Genomic DNA, 16345 nt, shown 5'->3' on the forward strand with positions numbered 1-16345 from the left:
CCTAATTTTATCTATTTTAATATTTTAAAGTACTTAGAATTGTATTTTAAAGGTTGGAAAGCACTCCCTCCACCCTCATAAAACTTACCGAAATATTCAAGGTATTGCAATCTACTTGTATGAACATATGAGCCAAGTGCATTAATAAACAAATTAAACATGTGTCCAAAAACAAATATTATTACGCCGAATATTACAGTTGCCCAAGATGTAGAAACCATATCTACCATAATATTGAAAGCATAACCTATGAATCCAGTTGCAAGTCCTAACGCTGCAAGTCTTGTATATGATACTAAATCTCCTACATAGGAAGTTATTCCATATAAAGAGTAAAATCCTTGACCTAGCTTTCCACCAATTGACTTCTCTTTACGTCCATGAGTAAGTACAATTCCTACCATACCTACAATCGTTGCATACTTTGCAATGTTGATTCCCATTGAAGTAATTCCTAATGATTCTGAATATCCAAATCCACCTAACGCCCAAATAATAGCTCCAGTAAGAGTTAAGTACCATAATCCTACATCTAAAATAGCACCTATAGCATCCTTATCCCTTATTTGCATATATGCCTTTATTCCAAGTCCAACATATATTTGTATTAGCCCCATAACTACAGATACAATCATAAGTAAACTTACATTATCTGCTGGATTCATCCAAAGTGGCTTTATACCAAGAAAATCTCCAAAGTAACTTCCATAAAGAACTCCCCAAAACATTGTTGATATACTTAATAAAAAGAACATTTTCACTGATTTTCTCATATCTTCATCTAGATTAAATTTAGTAAGTGCAATTAATGTACCAACAAAAATTATAAATCCATATCCTGCATCTGATAGCATCATTCCAAAGAAAAAAATATAAAATGGTGCAAATAAAGGGGTTGGATCTATTTCTTTATATTTAGGCACACTATACATAGATGTGATTGCTTCAAAAGACTCAAATACCGTATTGTTTTCAAGCTTTACCGGAACATCTTCACCATCTGCATCTTCAATCTCAATATAATAATTTTCACCTAATGTATCCTTAAGAGCTTCTTCTAATTTTTCATTTAGTTCCGATGGATAATACCCTTCTATTGCAATAATACTTTTGCTTCTTAAAAAATTCTCTGTAGCCTTTAATCTTGAAAGTAAACAACTATAAAATTCATAAACAGCTTTGTACTCTTCAATTTGTTCTATATGTAATTTTAGATTTTCTACAATAGAATTATTTTCTGATGTTATAGAAGCTATTAAGTTATTATACTCTTTGATAGTCTCAATCGGGGTTCTTTTGCAATTAATGTCAACTTTACAAAAATTATACAGCTTTAGAAACTGTTCAGTATCTGACAAATTATCTGTTTGAATCAGTATAATTACATACTCATTCTTGCTGGTAACACTTATACTCTCAATATAAAAATTTGGAGTTATCGCTTCAAGCTTAATCTTAATTTCATCTATAGCACCAATAGCTAGTTCACCTAATATAACTTTTGTAGACTTCAATCCTATTAAGCTTCCTGGTGATATATCTAAATTAATCCAAGGTTCTAATTCTAATATATTGTTTTTCAAGTTAATGATATCGTTATTATTTTTATTTATGCTATCATTATTTTTCTTAATTTCATTATAAACTTCATTCCAATTAGATGATTTAGTAATACTTTCTAATATATCATAAGTATAATTTTTTTTGCCGTCCTTTAAATTTCGTAACATACTAGGTTTATCACTAAAAGCAGTCAAAATATCAATAATAAACTTAACCTTTGATATTTCTTCTTGAATTTCAGCAATCTCTTTAGTCGAATCATCTTTTCTCAATTCATTAAGTTCTATAATATCGCTTTTATTTAGGTTTATAAATTGTACATTTTCAAAAGATTGTAATTGCTCAAGTAGCAGGTGCTTTCGCTCTTCAAGCGTTAAGAGCATAAATTTATTCATTTTAACTATTGCCATCGAACTTCACTATCCTCTCAATTACTAAATTAACAGCCAAATCAACTTTCGGTTGAGATGTATTTAATATTTGATTCATCTCCTGTTCACCCTTAATAATAGTTGGTTTTGAATCTTCTTCACCTTGAATAAGAGCATCATCCTTCATTTTTTTCGCTTTTAACATAGCCTCATCGATAATTTTTTCATATTCTGTATTCGCCTTAATTTGAGCATCACTAAGAATAATTTTACTATCTTCCACCGCTTTTTCAATTATATTATGCGCAGTCGCTTCAGCTTGTTGTATTTTATTAATTGCTTCTAGTGCCAAAATATCACCACCTTTAAATATTAAATTAATAATCAATCATAAATCAACTACTTTACAGGTATACACCTTAAATTGGCAACATACTCACTAAGAGGTATTGCATATCATATAATATAGGATTAAATAATGCTTACTCCGAAGTATTAACACTTATTATATCAAATTAAATAATTTGTTCAATATCATTTACGTAAATATATTATTATTAATAAAATATACTTTTTAATATAACAAATACTTTACTTGACTTTTTAAAAAATACCAACTTGATCATTCTTAATGAATATTTTACTTCTCATAGGATTTGCTATAAATGCTATATACATACTAGATTTTTCTACTGTATTGCTGTCAATAAATTTCTTCAAGTCATAATTAACCTTAAACACACTTATTTTATTTGTATTTTCTATATAATTGTTATCAATAACAATTTGTTTTATTCGTCTTTCATCGCTCTTTATAGTATCTACTTTCAAAAAGTCAGGTACCCATTTAGTATTATTGTATGAAAAATATTCATACCTAATTACATCCATCAACAGCTCTTCATCCCCTCCTCGAATGAATTTATTGAACTCAACAAATATATAATAATAATCAACTGCCGATATATTTCTTTTGAAATACCCTTTCCCATCAAAAAACTTTGACAGTTCATAATAAAATTCAAATACATCTTTAAACTTATCACTCTTAACAAAAAAATTGAGGATGTTATAGAATTTTCCACTATTAAGATACTTATCTACCATGTGTTCTATTTTCTTTAAAATTATTAACTCCTCATAACTGATATCTTTAGTCTTTAATATTTCATATGGTGGGTATGGAGAATATACCATTCCCCATTTTTCGCTTTCTTCTCGCATTTGTGAACCTTTCAAAAGTTTTAAAAATCCTAGTTGAAGCTCTTCGGGACTTATTTCATACACTTCATTAAATGATTTTCTAAATGAATTAAAATTTTCACCAGGTAGACCAGCAATAAGATCTAGATGCTGTTTTATATTACTTAACTTATTTAGTTCTAACACTTTTTCTTTAATTATTGAAAACTTAATTGTTCTATTTATATTGTTTAATATCTCATTATTGGTAGTTTGAACCCCTACTTCAAATTGAAACATTCCATATGGAGCTTTACTTAATATATTAAATGACTCACTACTAAATAAATCTGCTGATACTTCAAAGTGAAAACAAGTTTCACTTCCATTTTCAATTAAATAATTCCAAATTGTATTAGCAAAAATTTTATTGCAATTAAATGTTCTATCAACAAACTTAACTAACTTAACTTTTTTGTCTATAAAGAATTGTAGTTCAGTTAAGACTCTATTTAACTCTAAGAATCTTACCCCATGTGTCGTTGATGATAAGCAATATTTACAGTTAAATGGGCATCCCCTCGATCCTTCGTAGTATACTATTTTATTTTCAAGATTATCATCTATATCATAAGGGAATGCTATATTATTCATATTCATTAGTGGTCGCTTACCACCATAGTTAATATTCCCTTCAATCTTAGCGTACAATCCTTTTATAGGATTATACTTAATAGCATTACCACTTATCTCTTTATTTATTTTAAAATTAATTAATTCTCTATAAGTTTCTTCTCCTTCTCCTTCAATAATAAATTCCCCAATATTATTTTCTAGAAACTCTACTGGGTTAAATGAAATCTCTGGACCGCCATATATAATTTCAATTTGTGAATCTATAAGTTTTATAAGCGTTGCTACTTTTTTAACAAATTCTATATTCCAGATATAACATGAAAACCCTATAACATCAGGTTTTTTATAGAGTATTTCCTCCACAACACGTTCTTCCCTATCATTAATTGAAAATTCAATAGTATCACATTGATACTCCAAGTCTGCCGTGTACGATTTTAAATACCTAACTGCTAAATTGCTGTGTATATATTTTGAATTTACTGCAACTAAAATTACTTTCATTATTTTTAACAACCTTTCTTTCTACCAATAATCTTAATAGCACCATTTGATGAAATACTTTCTATTATATCAAAATGCATATTTAAATCATTTATAATTTTTTCTGTTGTGCTATCACTAAATATGTTATATGAGTTAATTTTTATTTTTTTTAATTTCTTATCTGGTAATAAAATTTCTATATTTATCTTAGCGGTGTTAAATCTCTTTTTTTGTATATCATATATATACACATATCCATTCTTTCTAATTTTGTTATAAATATTGCTAAAAAGTTCCTTTCTCAATTTACTAGATTTAATCTTATTCAAAGAAAAAAACAATATACAACTATCATAATATTCCTCTACTTGGGCTTTTTCAAACAATTTGTTTTCAATATAATCAACTTCAATATAGCTATCATAATATTTATTTGCATGATATATTACACCATCATTGCCATAAGTTATATCCAAAACATTTCCTCTGAAAACCTCTTTCTCTAAAGTTAAAAATACATTTCCCATAATACACCTCTCATAAACTGTTTCATTAATTATTCTCCTAAAGTTTTCAAATACCTTCATTAAATATATCTGTAGAGAATTATTTATTGAATAGAAATATGCAAGTGATTAATTTAACTTAAAATAAATTATCTTCATTGTAAGTAGATTTTATAATTTTATAAAAATCCACTAATAGACCTGCTGTTGTCCTACATGCTTGAAGCAATATAACTTCCGATATCTGGTCAAATCGTTGCTGTTTAATCTTTATATCTTCAAATCTTCTTTCAGTTGCAACCGCAAATTTAGAGTTTTTTATAACATAATCTTCAATATTATTATACCTTATAATATATTCACTTGTATTTATAGAATATCCATTTAAAACTTTATCAATTATAAAATTTTCTAGCGGTTTGTGCCCTTTTAAATTTTTCATTGCATGTGCTGGAACTGTAGAATCTTGAACTAAATGACATGCTGCACCTAATAAAAACATAGCTTTATCAATATCTAAACTTGCACCATAAAAAATAGCAGATTTATAATATTTAATACACTCTTCTTTTGCATTTGAAAATCCATATAACCCCATCCCCTTTTCATGATGATAAAAATGATTTGTACTTTTCAAATCCGCATCAGCCCATTTCACCCCTTTATTTAAATCAGTAATATGTTTTGAAAAATATTTATATTCATCAAAATATCCATCTTGTTTTAAAAGCTTAAGTGCCTCTTTATTTATAAATTTATGTACTATACAATCTGTTTTTTTAATCCTTTTCTTTATTGGATTTGCGACTCTTATTATTGCCGTCATTGTTTTACTATACGTTCTCTCTATTTTTTTCATGCAAACACCTTCTTTTCCCTTGTCTTGTTATTAATTCCTAATATTAATCTTATCCATTAATATTATACTCTATTATAATATTATTATCTAACATACCATTCTTAATTTGAGTCAAGTAAAAGTTGGCAAACCTTTTTCCTTGAAATATACCAGTGCAAAATTGCTTTTTAAATCTACGCTTTGCCCGTTTAGGGCGCAGCTCACCCGTAGTTTAGCAACTAATTTTTCAATTATTAAAATCCTAAATTACTAAATATTCTATTCCTTATTAGGTTTCTTATAGTATTTCTTCCTTCGGTTGTGGCGCAGCCATCGTAAGGCATATTCCCTTGTTTTGTCTTATATACCTTACTTTTCTTCAAATGTCTATCTACAGCCTCAGGATGCAGAACTATTATCTCTTCAAATTGTTTTAATAATTGATCAGAGGCTATATTTCTATACGTATTATCTATAATAGATTCTATGTTATTGTTAGTATTTTCAGTAAGTATCTTAGACATATGCTCCGCACCTTTCAAGCAAAAATTTGTATGCTTTCCTTCCATCATCCATTACAAATTCATAGATTCTTCTATCAAATTCCACATTTCACATAATAGCTTTAATACTTGTATGTTTAATACCTTTATTTCTTAACTCCTTAGTATCTCTATTTTCCATTAACCTACGGTCTAAGCGCTCTAGCACTTCTTTCATAGTGTCACATGCCACATGCAGACAGTTTTATAAATTTTTTCTTCAATATCCTTGAAAGTTATTCCATTTTCTAATAAACTTATATTATCCAAAATAATTACCTCCTAATGTTTTCTTGACAATTATATTATAAGGTATATTTTGGATAATGGGGAGATACATTTGTATCTCCTTTGTTTTTTTTGCAATATTTGCCTACTAAAATTATACTCTAACATTCTTATCCTCAAATATCGTACATTTAAATATAGTATACGTACACTATATCTATATAACTCAAATTAAGTCTTGCTTTATAGTTTATTAAAATAGATAGACTAGAATATTTTTATATATTACTTCATATGTATACTATATAAACGGGAGGTAATCAAAATGAAGAAAGATACTTTTTATAGAGATACTCTAGTTCTAACTCTCTCTAATCTCGCCATGGGTGTATTGAGATTTATGTTTTCAATTATTCTATCAAGACAACTTGGACCAGAAGGTGTTGGTCTTTACGGATTAATTATGCCAATATACGATTTATTTTGTTGTCTTGTATGTGGTGGAATAATAGCAGCAATTTCAAAGGAAACCTCTGCTTGCATCGGTACAGAAAGATATGAGGATTTAGATAAAACAGTTAATGCGTCCTTAGTTTTTATTATACTTTGGTCAATTTTTATATCAGGCATAATGTTTATATTAACTCCAATAATTTGCAACTATATAATCAAAGATCCTAGAGCTATTAAGTCTTTATGGATAGGATCACCAGCTATAATATTTATAGCAATCTCATGCGTATATAAAGGGTATTTCTATGGAATATCCGAAGTTATTACCCCGTCAGTTATAGATATATTGGAAAAAGCAGTTAGAATGATTTTATTAGTATCAATTATATACTATTTTTCACTTATAACTATTGAAAATACTGTAGCAGCTACCTATTTTTCATTTACTGTTGGAGAAATAATAAGTTTTTTGTTTCTATACATATTTTATAAACGAAGCAAGAAAAAAATACCTTATACAAATAGTACCCGCCCGGAAAATAGTGCTCAATTACTATTTAATATATTGATAGTAGCATTACCTCTAGCTATAAATGGATTTTTAACTACTGCACTTCAAAGCATAGCTACACTATTAGTTCCACGTAGGCTCGTCGCCGCTGGATTTAGTTATATAGGATCATTAGAATTAATCGGTAAATTTAATGGCATGGCATTAGCAATCGTTTATTTTCCTCTTGTTATAGTCATGTCACTATCAACGGTAATCATACCTGACATATCAAGAAAAATTAGTCAAAATGATTTTACAAATATAGAATCTAGAGTAAATGAAGTAATAAAAATATGTTTTATGCTCGGAATTTCAACAATAATAGTATGTTTTACATGTCCAGATTTGTTAGGCAAACTTTTCTTTAATAGAAATGACTTAAGTGAATTAATAAAACTAGCTTCTATCTCTGCACCTTTTATGTATTGTCATTTCTGTACCTATAGTATTTTAAATGGTATAGGTAAACAAAAAGTTATCCTTGTCGGATCTATTATTACTGCCCTCATAGAGTTGGTGTTACTGTTCATTTTAATTGGCATTCCAAGCATTAACATTTATGGGTTTGGAATCTCTTTAATCATAACTTCTATAATTGGACTTTTAATTAATCTATATTATATAAATAAAGTAATACCCCTTACTTTTCAATTCGGTGAATTTATAATAATTGCATTAGTTTCTACATTAATATTTATTATATCGACAGTATTAAATTCTACTATACCAATTACCTTTATGATTGAAAAATCTATAAGTATAATTGCCGTTTCCTTTTCACTCTTTTTCATATCAATTACGTTAGTAAGGAAAAGCTCATAAAAATAAGAACCACAAATATGTGGTTCTTATTTCTATCTTAACTTATTATAGATTTTAACAGGAATAAATTTTACTAATCTATTAGGTAAAGCCCTTAAATCAGATTTATTAACCCCGCCTATAGACACAAGTATTAATGAATATGAAAAAGCTGCAATAGCTATTGTTATTAGAGTCGCGATAAAATTTAATATATATCCGCTTAATATAAATCCTAAAATTACAGTTATACCTCTATATGATATAACTGTTATAATACCCATAAAAACACCAGAGATCATTGGTTTAAACCCAACTGGCATTAATTTAATTTTCATCCCTAAAGATTTATTTATCTTATACTGAAATAACATTACCATTATCAAATAGCACACAGCATTCCCAAATATAGCACCTAATATGCCTATATTGTTGATAGCTACAAGTATATAATTAACAAAAATCTTAGCTATTATGCCTATAACTGAGTATACTGTTACTAATGTTACTTTTCCCATACCTTGTAAAATTGAAGTTTGCACCAAACTTATTGCATATAATATTAATACCCAAGAACCCCAAATTAAAAGAGGCGATACCTCTATATCATATCCTAAAATCTTTACAATAGGCATTGATAATACCCCAAGTCCTATTGCACATGGAATAGCTATCATAAATGTAACTCTATATGCAGATTTAATATTAAACCTTAAGCTTTTCTTATCACTCAATGCATTAACTCTAGAGATAGCAGGTAGTAATGATATAGCTAACGCTCCAATCATAGCCATAGGTATTGAAATAAGAGTATTGTATAAAGACAAATATCCCCATTGCAGCTCTACATTACTTTGACTTAATCCAGTATATAAAAGCCTTGCTTTTACAGTCTTCAGATCTACAAGTGTACCGGAACTTTGAAGCGCTGATCCCACTGTTATAGGTATCGCATACTTTAAAATAGATTTTACAATAGATGAATTACTTAACCTAGTTACCCCAGGATCATTTTTTTTATGTATAATCCCTTGTCTATTTCTACTATATATCCAAATAAAATATAGCGATGCTCCGAGTGCACCTACTACGGTTCCAATAGTTCCTCCTGCTGCACCAAATGGATTCCCTAATCCAACTAGAAGATATGCACATATTAGGCTAAATATAATATTAAGAGTCTGCTCCCCTACTAAGGCTACTGCCGTTGGTGTCATATTCCCAGTGCCTTGAAAATATCCTTTATAGGCACACATTAATGATGTTAAAAATATTCCAGGAGCTAACCATTTCATAGATAATGTTGATTCCACACTATTAAATAAACTACTTAAAGGTGTTGCAAATACAAACATAAATATAGATAAAATTAAGCCTACTATAATTAACATAAACCTTGAAGCCTTAAAGGTTTTTATAGAATCCTTATAATTCCCTTGTGCCTCAAGTTCTGATACTAGTTTTGCAATAGCTACAGGAATACCCGCATTAGCTATAGTATATATATATGTGAAAATAGTATATGATGAATAATATATTCCATACCCCTCTGTCCCTAGTATATATCTTAGTAATGGGGTGTATAGCACTGATAATACTTTCACTGACATCATGGCTATTGTCATCACCATAAACCCCTTAGCTACAGAGTTCTGAGTTAACTCAGTTCTGTCACCCATAGTACCCCTCCATTTAAATCCAATAAATTTTAAAACTTAAATACATCATTTTTAATTTTCTTTAATGCCGGTGGTAAAGACTCCGCAATAGTTTTATTTTTCATATATTCAAGTTCATCTGAATTAGATTTGAATATAACCTTATATGCATATAAAAATTGATAATCTAACCCATATCTATTAATAAAGAAGCTATTAAGTTTTTTATCACCATACTTTAAATCACCTATTATAGGATTGCCTAGTTCTGCTAAATGTGCTCTTAATTGATGACTTCTTCCTGTTAGTAGATTTATTTCTATAAGTGAAAATGTACCACAGCTTTGTATATTCTTAACTTCCATTGCAATCTTTTTACTGTTAGGTACCTCTTTTTGATATACTTTGGATATATTTGCATCTTCATTTTTTAGTATATACCCAGTATAAACGCCATCCTTAATCCTACCTTGAACTAAAGACATATAGTACTTTTCAATACTTCTCTCTCTTATAGCCTCATTAAGAACCTTTAAATATTTAAAATTCTTTCCAAACATAACTATTCCTGATGTATTTCTATCTAGTCTATTGCACGATGCAGGTGTAAATGTTATTTCCTTTTCTGGTTCATAATCGCCCTTATCATATAAATATGATAGAACATAATCAGTTAGAGTACTTTCTCCATTTTTAGTATCACTATGCACTAAAAGATTTGGCCATTTTTCTACCATTAGTATATTTTCATCCTCATAAGTTATTTTCAACATACTATTTTCTATACGATTGAATGGTTTCTTTTCCCCATTACTCTTAATATATCTAATTTCTATGTTATCACCATGTTCTAAAACATATTGTTCCTTGATTTTTTTTCCATTAACTCTTATGTCACCTTTTCTAAAACTTTTATAAATTGCACTCAGTGGAACATCCTTTAATAATTTTCTGAGAAACTTGTCACACCTTTGCCCTGCTTCATTAGATCCTATTTCTATATTCATATTTTCCTCCATTTTATCTCTTATTGTATTTTATTTAAATAATTTATAGCCATTGTACAGTGGGCTGCAACTCCTACTTGTAAACATTTTTCATCAATGTCAAATAAACTACTATGAATTGGATGAATTATTCCTTTTTGCCTATTTCCACACCCCAGTTGATAAAACATCGCCGGTATTTCTAAAGCAAAATATGCGAAACTTTCAACTCCCATGGTAGGTTCATGTAATATTTTCACTTTATCATCACCTAATAAAGTGTTCATTTCTTTTTGAAAAACATCAAATATGTTATCATCATTGTAAAGACATGGATAACTTTCATCTACTGAAATTTCACATCTCCCCCTCAAACTTTGAACCTGTAGTTCAACCATTTGTACTAATCTTGATTTTATATACTCTCTCTCAGCTAGATTCATAGTTCTTATTATTCCTGTTACTGTAACTTTGTCTGGAATTACGTTTGATGCAGTTCCACCCTTAATTGTTCCTATAGTTATAACTGCTGGAGATGTAGGACTAGTTTCTCTACTCACTATGCTTTGTAGTGAATTAATAACTTGGCAAGCAATTATTATTGGGTCTACTCCTTTGTGAGGACTAGCACCATGAGTCCCTTTTCCAAATATGGTTATTTTAAATGGATTTGATGCTGCGTATGCAACTCCACGCTTAATTCCTATCGTTCCAACATCTAAACTTTCATCTACATGACAACCTATTATTGCATCTACATGTGGGTTATTTAATACTCCTTCTTCTAACATAACTTTAGCCCCACCTGATGTTTCTTCAGCTGGTTCAAAAATCAACTTCACATTTCCCTTAATTTCTTTTTTATGTCTATTTAATAATTTAGCAGCACCTAAAACCATAGTCATATGAGCATCGTGACCACATCCATGCATTTTTCCAATTGTTTTTGATGAGTATTCTCGTTCTGTTTTCTCTTCTATAGGTAGCGCATCCATGTCACATCTTATTGCAATAGTATTATCTCTTTTATCTTCAGCTTCTCCATAAATATTAGCTACTATACCAGTTTTAGCACAACTATAAAACTCGATTTTCTCATCCTTCAAAAACTTTTTTATAATTTCAGAAGTTTTGTATAAATCAAAATCTAATTCTGGATTCTCATGAAAATTTCTTCTAATCTGAATTAGTTCTTTACTTATTTCTTCAGCCTCACAGATAAAATTCATTATATTCCTCCTAATTAAATATAGCCTTTTTTAAATTGTATAAAAAAATAATAGACATAAAGTCTATTATATACCAAACTATAATGTTACCTCTACCAATTATAATATAACAGAACTCTTTACATTTCAATACAGAAGCTTCAATTATGTGCTTTGATAACTAATTTATAATCATACATCTACAATTAATGATATAAGACCATTATTAATAAGTACTGTGAAATCAAACTTCCGCTCTGTTTCCTGAAATAAAATACTTATACTAGTTTTATCCATGCTTTTTATAATTCCATCACCGTAAAATTTATGTAAAACTTTCATACCTACTTTGAATTCTGTACTACCTAATATTTCAGATTCTAAATTACATTCAGTTAAAAATCGTGATTTGTTTCTTTTCTCTCCCCTTATAAATTCAGGAGCTACAAATATTAAATTATTAATTGCTCTCGTTGCACCTACATAAAATAATCTTCGCTCTTCTTCTAAATCATTATTATTATAAGGAATAAACCCATCTACAGTATTAATAATAAACACTGTATCAAATTCCATACCCTTAACCCCATGAATTGTACTTAATATAACCCCTTCTTTTCTCTCCTTAGACTGTTTTATTGCTTTTTCAGTTTCTTCCTCAACCTTTGATACATGCTCTAAGAAACTAGCTATAGTCTTGAATCCTTTTACACTATCTTTAAATTCATTTAGTACATTTTCCAAATCCTCTATAGATAAACTGTATTTCTTTCCATACTCAACTAAATATTTATGATACATTAGATCTCCTATTATAAAATCTACTGATGTTTGTAATGACATTTTATTCAAGCTACCTATGTCGCACTCCAATTTATCTAATAATCTAAGCTGAAAAACAGGAACGCTCTCTATTTTTTTCAACTTAATAAACGGATTATTTAAACTTATATCTTTTTTTACTATATCCAAACTATTCTTACTGATATATCTATAAGGTTTATTTATTATTCTTGTGAAATATTCAAAATTAAAAGGATATATACTTAACTTCAAATACGCTAATATGTCCTGACAGATAAAGTGTGAAAAAAAGTTATATTGTTTATCCAATAATGTAAATGGTATATTCCTCCTTATGAAGTTATCGATTATACTTCTACTTTCCATATTTGTTCTATAAATCACTGCAAAGTCACTAAATTCCTTCGATGAACTTTCCTTTATCTTTAAAATATAATCACTAATAAATGCTCCTTGAAGCGTTTCATCTCTTACACCTTGAAATTTAATTATGCCGTTATCTTTTTTATTAGCAATAATAGTTTTAGGATTTCTAATCAAATTGTTTTTTATTGATTTCATAGATAAATCCACTATATTTTTTTTAGATCTATAGTTAGTTGATAAATATAATATTTTACCCTCAGAAAATTTTTCCGAAAACTTCACCATATACGAAGGATTAGCACCTCTGAAACTGTAGATACATTGATCTTCATCACCAACTACGAATAAATTATTATCGCCTTTTAGAAGTTTAAGTATTTCTATTTGAACATCATCACTATCTTGGAATTCATCTACCAAAATATGTTTAAACTGGTTTTTATAATAATCTAGTATACGTGAATTTTTACAAAACAGCTCCTTGCACATTACTTGTAAATCCTCAAAATCCAGAAGCTCCCTTTCTTTCTTATACGCTTCATAAAAATTAAAACAATTTTTTAATATATCTTCATCTATAGAAATATTGCCTTCTTTTATGTAAATACCTTTACACTTATATATAGACAAAGCGTTTGTATACTCTTTTATTCGATCATCACTTACCTCTTCAACATATGTTGTAAGAAAGTTCTTAATAACCTTATAACTTTCCCAACTTTCTATAATATTTATGCTCCCATAATAAGATTTTAAAATTTTATAGCAAAGGCCATGAAATGTTCCGAAAAATGGACTAACTGTATTATTAGTCATTTTCATGAATCTCTTTTTCATATTATTTGCTGCCGCCTTTGTAAAGGTTATTACAATAATATTTTTGGGCAAAACTTTTTTCATATATATTAAATCATATACTCTATTAACAATTACAACTGTTTTTCCACTTCCAGGACCTGCACTTACTAATATATTTTCGTGTGTACATGTAATAGCCTTTATCTGTTCTTCACTTAAATCATCAAATTTATTTTCATTCATAATACAAATCTTTCCTCTTCACATTATTAATTTATTAATATTACCATAATATTTGCACTTATACTATAGAAATCAAACTATCGATGTGTTACGATATACAAGGTATAAATGTTAAAACTTATCTATAATTTATAGAATTTTATGATTTATATAAGTGAGGAGAACTAAAATGAGTACAATAACTAGATTTGATATAAAAAGTCAACGAAATCTTACAATGTTAGTTGATTTTTATGAACTTACTATGGCTAATGGATATCTAAACAATAACGTTGAAGATACTATAGCTTATTTTGACATGTTTTTCAGAAAAATACCTGATGGTGGTGGGTATTGTGTAATGGCTGGGGTTCAACAATTGATTGAATACTTAACTAATCTTAAATTCACTAAAGATGATATTGATTATTTAAAAGAAAAAAATCTATTCAGTGATAATTTTCTTAATTATCTAGAGAATTTCAAGTTTTGTTGTGATGTATGGGCAATACCTGAGGGTACGCCAGTATTCCCTAGTGAACCGTTAATTACTGTACGCGGACCAGTAATGCAAGCACAATTTATTGAAACTATGATTCTTCTAACAATTAATCATCAAACATTAATTGCTACAAAAGCCGCTAGAATATGTGAGGCTGCAAGTGGTAGACCTGTTATGGAATTTGGTTCTAGAAGAGCACAAGGATATGATGGAGCATTATACGGAGCCAGAGCTGCAATTATAGGTGGATGTAATTCAACCGCATGTACAATGGCTGATGAACTATTTAATGTACCAGTTACAGGTACTATGGCTCACTCATGGATTCAATTATTTGATAATGAATATGAAGCCTTTGTAGCTTGGGCAAAAACTTACCCTGATAATACAGTACTTTTAGTTGATACCTATAATGTATTAAAATCTGGTATTCCTAATGCAATTAAAGTCTTCAATGAAATCCTAAAACCACTTGGTAAAAGACCTAAGGCAATTAGAATTGATAGTGGTGATATAGCATACCTTTCCAACGAAGTTAGAAAAATGTTAGATGTAGCTGGCTATGAAGACGTTAAAATAACTATCTCTAACTCTCTTGATGAGTTTATTATAAAGGCAGTTTTAGATAATGGTGCTAAAATCGATAGCTTTGGAGTTGGTGAAAGATTAATAACAGCAAAAAGCGAACCTGTTTTTGGTGGAGTCTATAAATTAGTGGCAATAGAAAAAGATAGTAGTATAGTTGCTAAAATTAAAATCAGTGAGAACGTTGAAAAAATAACTAATCCTGGTTTCAAATCACTCTATAGAGTTTATGATAAAAGTACTGATATGGCAATTGCCGATTTAATAGCATTACACGGGGAATGTTTTGATTATACTAAACCATTAGAACTGTTTGATCCTAATTATACTTGGAAGAAAAAAAAGCTTACAAATTACAGAATTGAAGAACTTATGGTTAAGATATTTGATAATGGTCTTTGTATATATGATAGTCCATCTGTAATGGATATAAAAGAATTTAGCGTCAAGGAACGAGCAAAGCTATGGTCCGAAATACGAAGATTGCAAAATCCTCATAAATATTATGTTGATTTATCAAAGGATTTATGGAATCTAAAAGAATCTTTATTACATGAATACTCTTCAATGTATGAAGAATAATAATAATATCTTATTTATGAAGGGTATGATGATTATTGATTAATAACCTTAAACTAAAAATTTCAAATGATGCATTTTCTTTTTTAGAAAATTTACTCATGTTTCATAATGAATATGATTGTGTATCACTAAGTGAAAACACTTCATCAAATTGCTGCAAATCTCCAAACATTGATATTATTCTAGATAATGCTATAAATAATGATATAACTGAAAATATTAATGGATTAAAAATTTGTCATAGTATTAACCTTGAAAAAAACTTTAAAGAAATTACTATTGTATTAAAAGATAACATACTGTATTTAAAATCTATACCCACCTCATTAAACAACTTATCTAAATCTTTAAATTGCAGTAGTTGTTCGAAATGCTCTGGATGCAAATGTAAAACTCATGAAAATCCTCAGTCATAACAATGACTGAGGATTTTCAATATAAGATATTATTTTGCTATATTCACAAATTAAAGTTT

13 protein-coding genes are annotated in these 16345 nt (G+C 28.6%); 3 read left to right on the forward strand and 10 right to left on the reverse strand.

The window, feature by feature from the left end; translation table 11 throughout:
• Positions 1 to 11: 11 nt before the first annotated feature.
• From RSA29_RS06035 to RSA29_RS06060, 6 genes are all read right to left on the reverse strand, one after another.
• Positions 12 to 1973, reverse strand: a complete 1962-nt coding sequence (locus RSA29_RS06035) for a V-type ATP synthase subunit I (protein ID WP_332660115.1) — start codon at positions 1971 to 1973, stop codon at positions 12 to 14.
• A complete protein-coding gene (locus tag RSA29_RS06040) occupies positions 1960 to 2286 on the reverse strand; it encodes an ATPase (protein WP_332660113.1) in 327 nt (108 codons plus the stop codon). The genes RSA29_RS06035 and RSA29_RS06040 overlap by 14 nt, the downstream gene beginning before the upstream one ends.
• Positions 2287 to 2537: 251 nt before the next feature.
• The gene (locus RSA29_RS06045; RefSeq protein WP_332660111.1) at positions 2538 to 4256 is read right to left on the reverse strand and encodes a DUF4080 domain-containing protein; all 1719 of its coding nucleotides are present in this window, start codon (positions 4254 to 4256) and stop codon (positions 2538 to 2540) included.
• A 5-nt stretch (positions 4257 to 4261) separates the two neighbouring features.
• Complete coding sequence (locus RSA29_RS06050; RefSeq protein WP_332660109.1) at positions 4262 to 4765, reverse strand: hypothetical protein; 504 nt, start codon at positions 4763 to 4765, stop codon at positions 4262 to 4264.
• Positions 4766 to 4883: 118 nt separating this feature from the next.
• Positions 4884 to 5603: a zinc dependent phospholipase C family protein gene (locus RSA29_RS06055; RefSeq protein ID WP_332660107.1), complete on the reverse strand. Its 720-nt coding sequence runs from the start codon at positions 5601 to 5603 to the stop codon at positions 4884 to 4886.
• Positions 5604 to 5836: 233 nt separating this feature from the next.
• On the reverse strand, positions 5837 to 6106 hold the full coding sequence (locus RSA29_RS06060) for a hypothetical protein (RefSeq protein ID WP_346944384.1): 270 nt from the start codon (positions 6104 to 6106) through the stop codon (positions 5837 to 5839).
• A gap of 571 nt (positions 6107 to 6677) precedes the next feature.
• Between RSA29_RS06060 and spoVB the strand changes: the two genes are divergently transcribed.
• Positions 6678 to 8180, forward strand: a complete 1503-nt coding sequence (gene spoVB / locus RSA29_RS06065) for a stage V sporulation protein B (RefSeq protein WP_346942665.1) — start codon at positions 6678 to 6680, stop codon at positions 8178 to 8180.
• Between the two features lie 32 nt (positions 8181 to 8212).
• On the opposite strand, the gene RSA29_RS06070 is transcribed toward spoVB, so the two are convergent.
• The 4 genes from RSA29_RS06070 to RSA29_RS06085 form a co-directional block, all read right to left on the reverse strand.
• The gene (locus tag RSA29_RS06070) at positions 8213 to 9838 is read right to left on the reverse strand and encodes a polysaccharide biosynthesis protein (protein WP_346942664.1); all 1626 of its coding nucleotides are present in this window, start codon (positions 9836 to 9838) and stop codon (positions 8213 to 8215) included.
• 29 nt (positions 9839 to 9867) lie between these two features.
• Positions 9868 to 10824, reverse strand: a complete 957-nt coding sequence (locus RSA29_RS06075) for an RluA family pseudouridine synthase (RefSeq protein WP_346942663.1) — start codon at positions 10822 to 10824, stop codon at positions 9868 to 9870.
• Between the two features lie 20 nt (positions 10825 to 10844).
• Entirely contained in the window at positions 10845 to 12032 is a 1188-nt protein-coding gene (locus RSA29_RS06080; protein WP_346942662.1) for a M20 family metallopeptidase, read from the reverse strand.
• 171 nt (positions 12033 to 12203) lie between these two features.
• A complete protein-coding gene (locus RSA29_RS06085; RefSeq protein WP_346942661.1) occupies positions 12204 to 14222 on the reverse strand; it encodes an ATP-dependent helicase in 2019 nt (672 codons plus the stop codon).
• 169 nt (positions 14223 to 14391) lie between these two features.
• Between RSA29_RS06085 and RSA29_RS06090 the strand changes: the two genes are divergently transcribed.
• Positions 14392 to 15870, forward strand: a complete 1479-nt coding sequence (locus tag RSA29_RS06090) for a nicotinate phosphoribosyltransferase (protein ID WP_346942660.1) — start codon at positions 14392 to 14394, stop codon at positions 15868 to 15870.
• Positions 15871 to 15968: 98 nt separating this feature from the next.
• Complete coding sequence (locus RSA29_RS06095) at positions 15969 to 16286, forward strand: hypothetical protein (protein ID WP_346942659.1); 318 nt, start codon at positions 15969 to 15971, stop codon at positions 16284 to 16286.
• Positions 16287 to 16345 lie beyond the last annotated feature (59 nt).

This window comes from Clostridium sp. (assembly GCF_036660475.1).
Classification (GTDB): Bacteria; Bacillota; Clostridia; order Clostridiales; family Clostridiaceae; genus Clostridium_J.

Excerpts from the sequence above, each read along its gene's own strand:
- RSA29_RS06070 (WP_346942664.1), bottom strand. The coding sequence starts at position 9,838 with ATGGGTGACAGAACTGAGTTAACTCAGAACTCTGTAGCTAAGGGGTTT.
- RSA29_RS06045 (WP_332660111.1), bottom strand. The coding sequence starts at position 4,256 with ATGAAAGTAATTTTAGTTGCAGTAAATTCAAAATATATACACAGCAAT.
- RSA29_RS06090 (WP_346942660.1), top strand. The coding sequence starts at position 14,392 with ATGAGTACAATAACTAGATTTGATATAAAAAGTCAACGAAATCTTACA.
- RSA29_RS06075 (WP_346942663.1), bottom strand. The coding sequence starts at position 10,824 with ATGAATATAGAAATAGGATCTAATGAAGCAGGGCAAAGGTGTGACAAG.
- RSA29_RS06085 (WP_346942661.1), bottom strand. The coding sequence starts at position 14,222 with ATGAATGAAAATAAATTTGATGATTTAAGTGAAGAACAGATAAAGGCT.
- RSA29_RS06055 (WP_332660107.1), bottom strand. The coding sequence starts at position 5,603 with ATGAAAAAAATAGAGAGAACGTATAGTAAAACAATGACGGCAATAATA.
- RSA29_RS06050 (WP_332660109.1), bottom strand. The coding sequence starts at position 4,765 with ATGGGAAATGTATTTTTAACTTTAGAGAAAGAGGTTTTCAGAGGAAAT.
- RSA29_RS06080 (WP_346942662.1), bottom strand. The coding sequence starts at position 12,032 with ATGAATTTTATCTGTGAGGCTGAAGAAATAAGTAAAGAACTAATTCAG.
- RSA29_RS06060 (WP_346944384.1), bottom strand. The coding sequence starts at position 6,106 with ATGTCTAAGATACTTACTGAAAATACTAACAATAACATAGAATCTATT.
- RSA29_RS06035 (WP_332660115.1), bottom strand. The coding sequence starts at position 1,973 with ATGGCAATAGTTAAAATGAATAAATTTATGCTCTTAACGCTTGAAGAG.
- spoVB (WP_346942665.1), top strand. The coding sequence starts at position 6,678 with ATGAAGAAAGATACTTTTTATAGAGATACTCTAGTTCTAACTCTCTCT.
- RSA29_RS06095 (WP_346942659.1), top strand. The coding sequence starts at position 15,969 with ATGTTTCATAATGAATATGATTGTGTATCACTAAGTGAAAACACTTCA.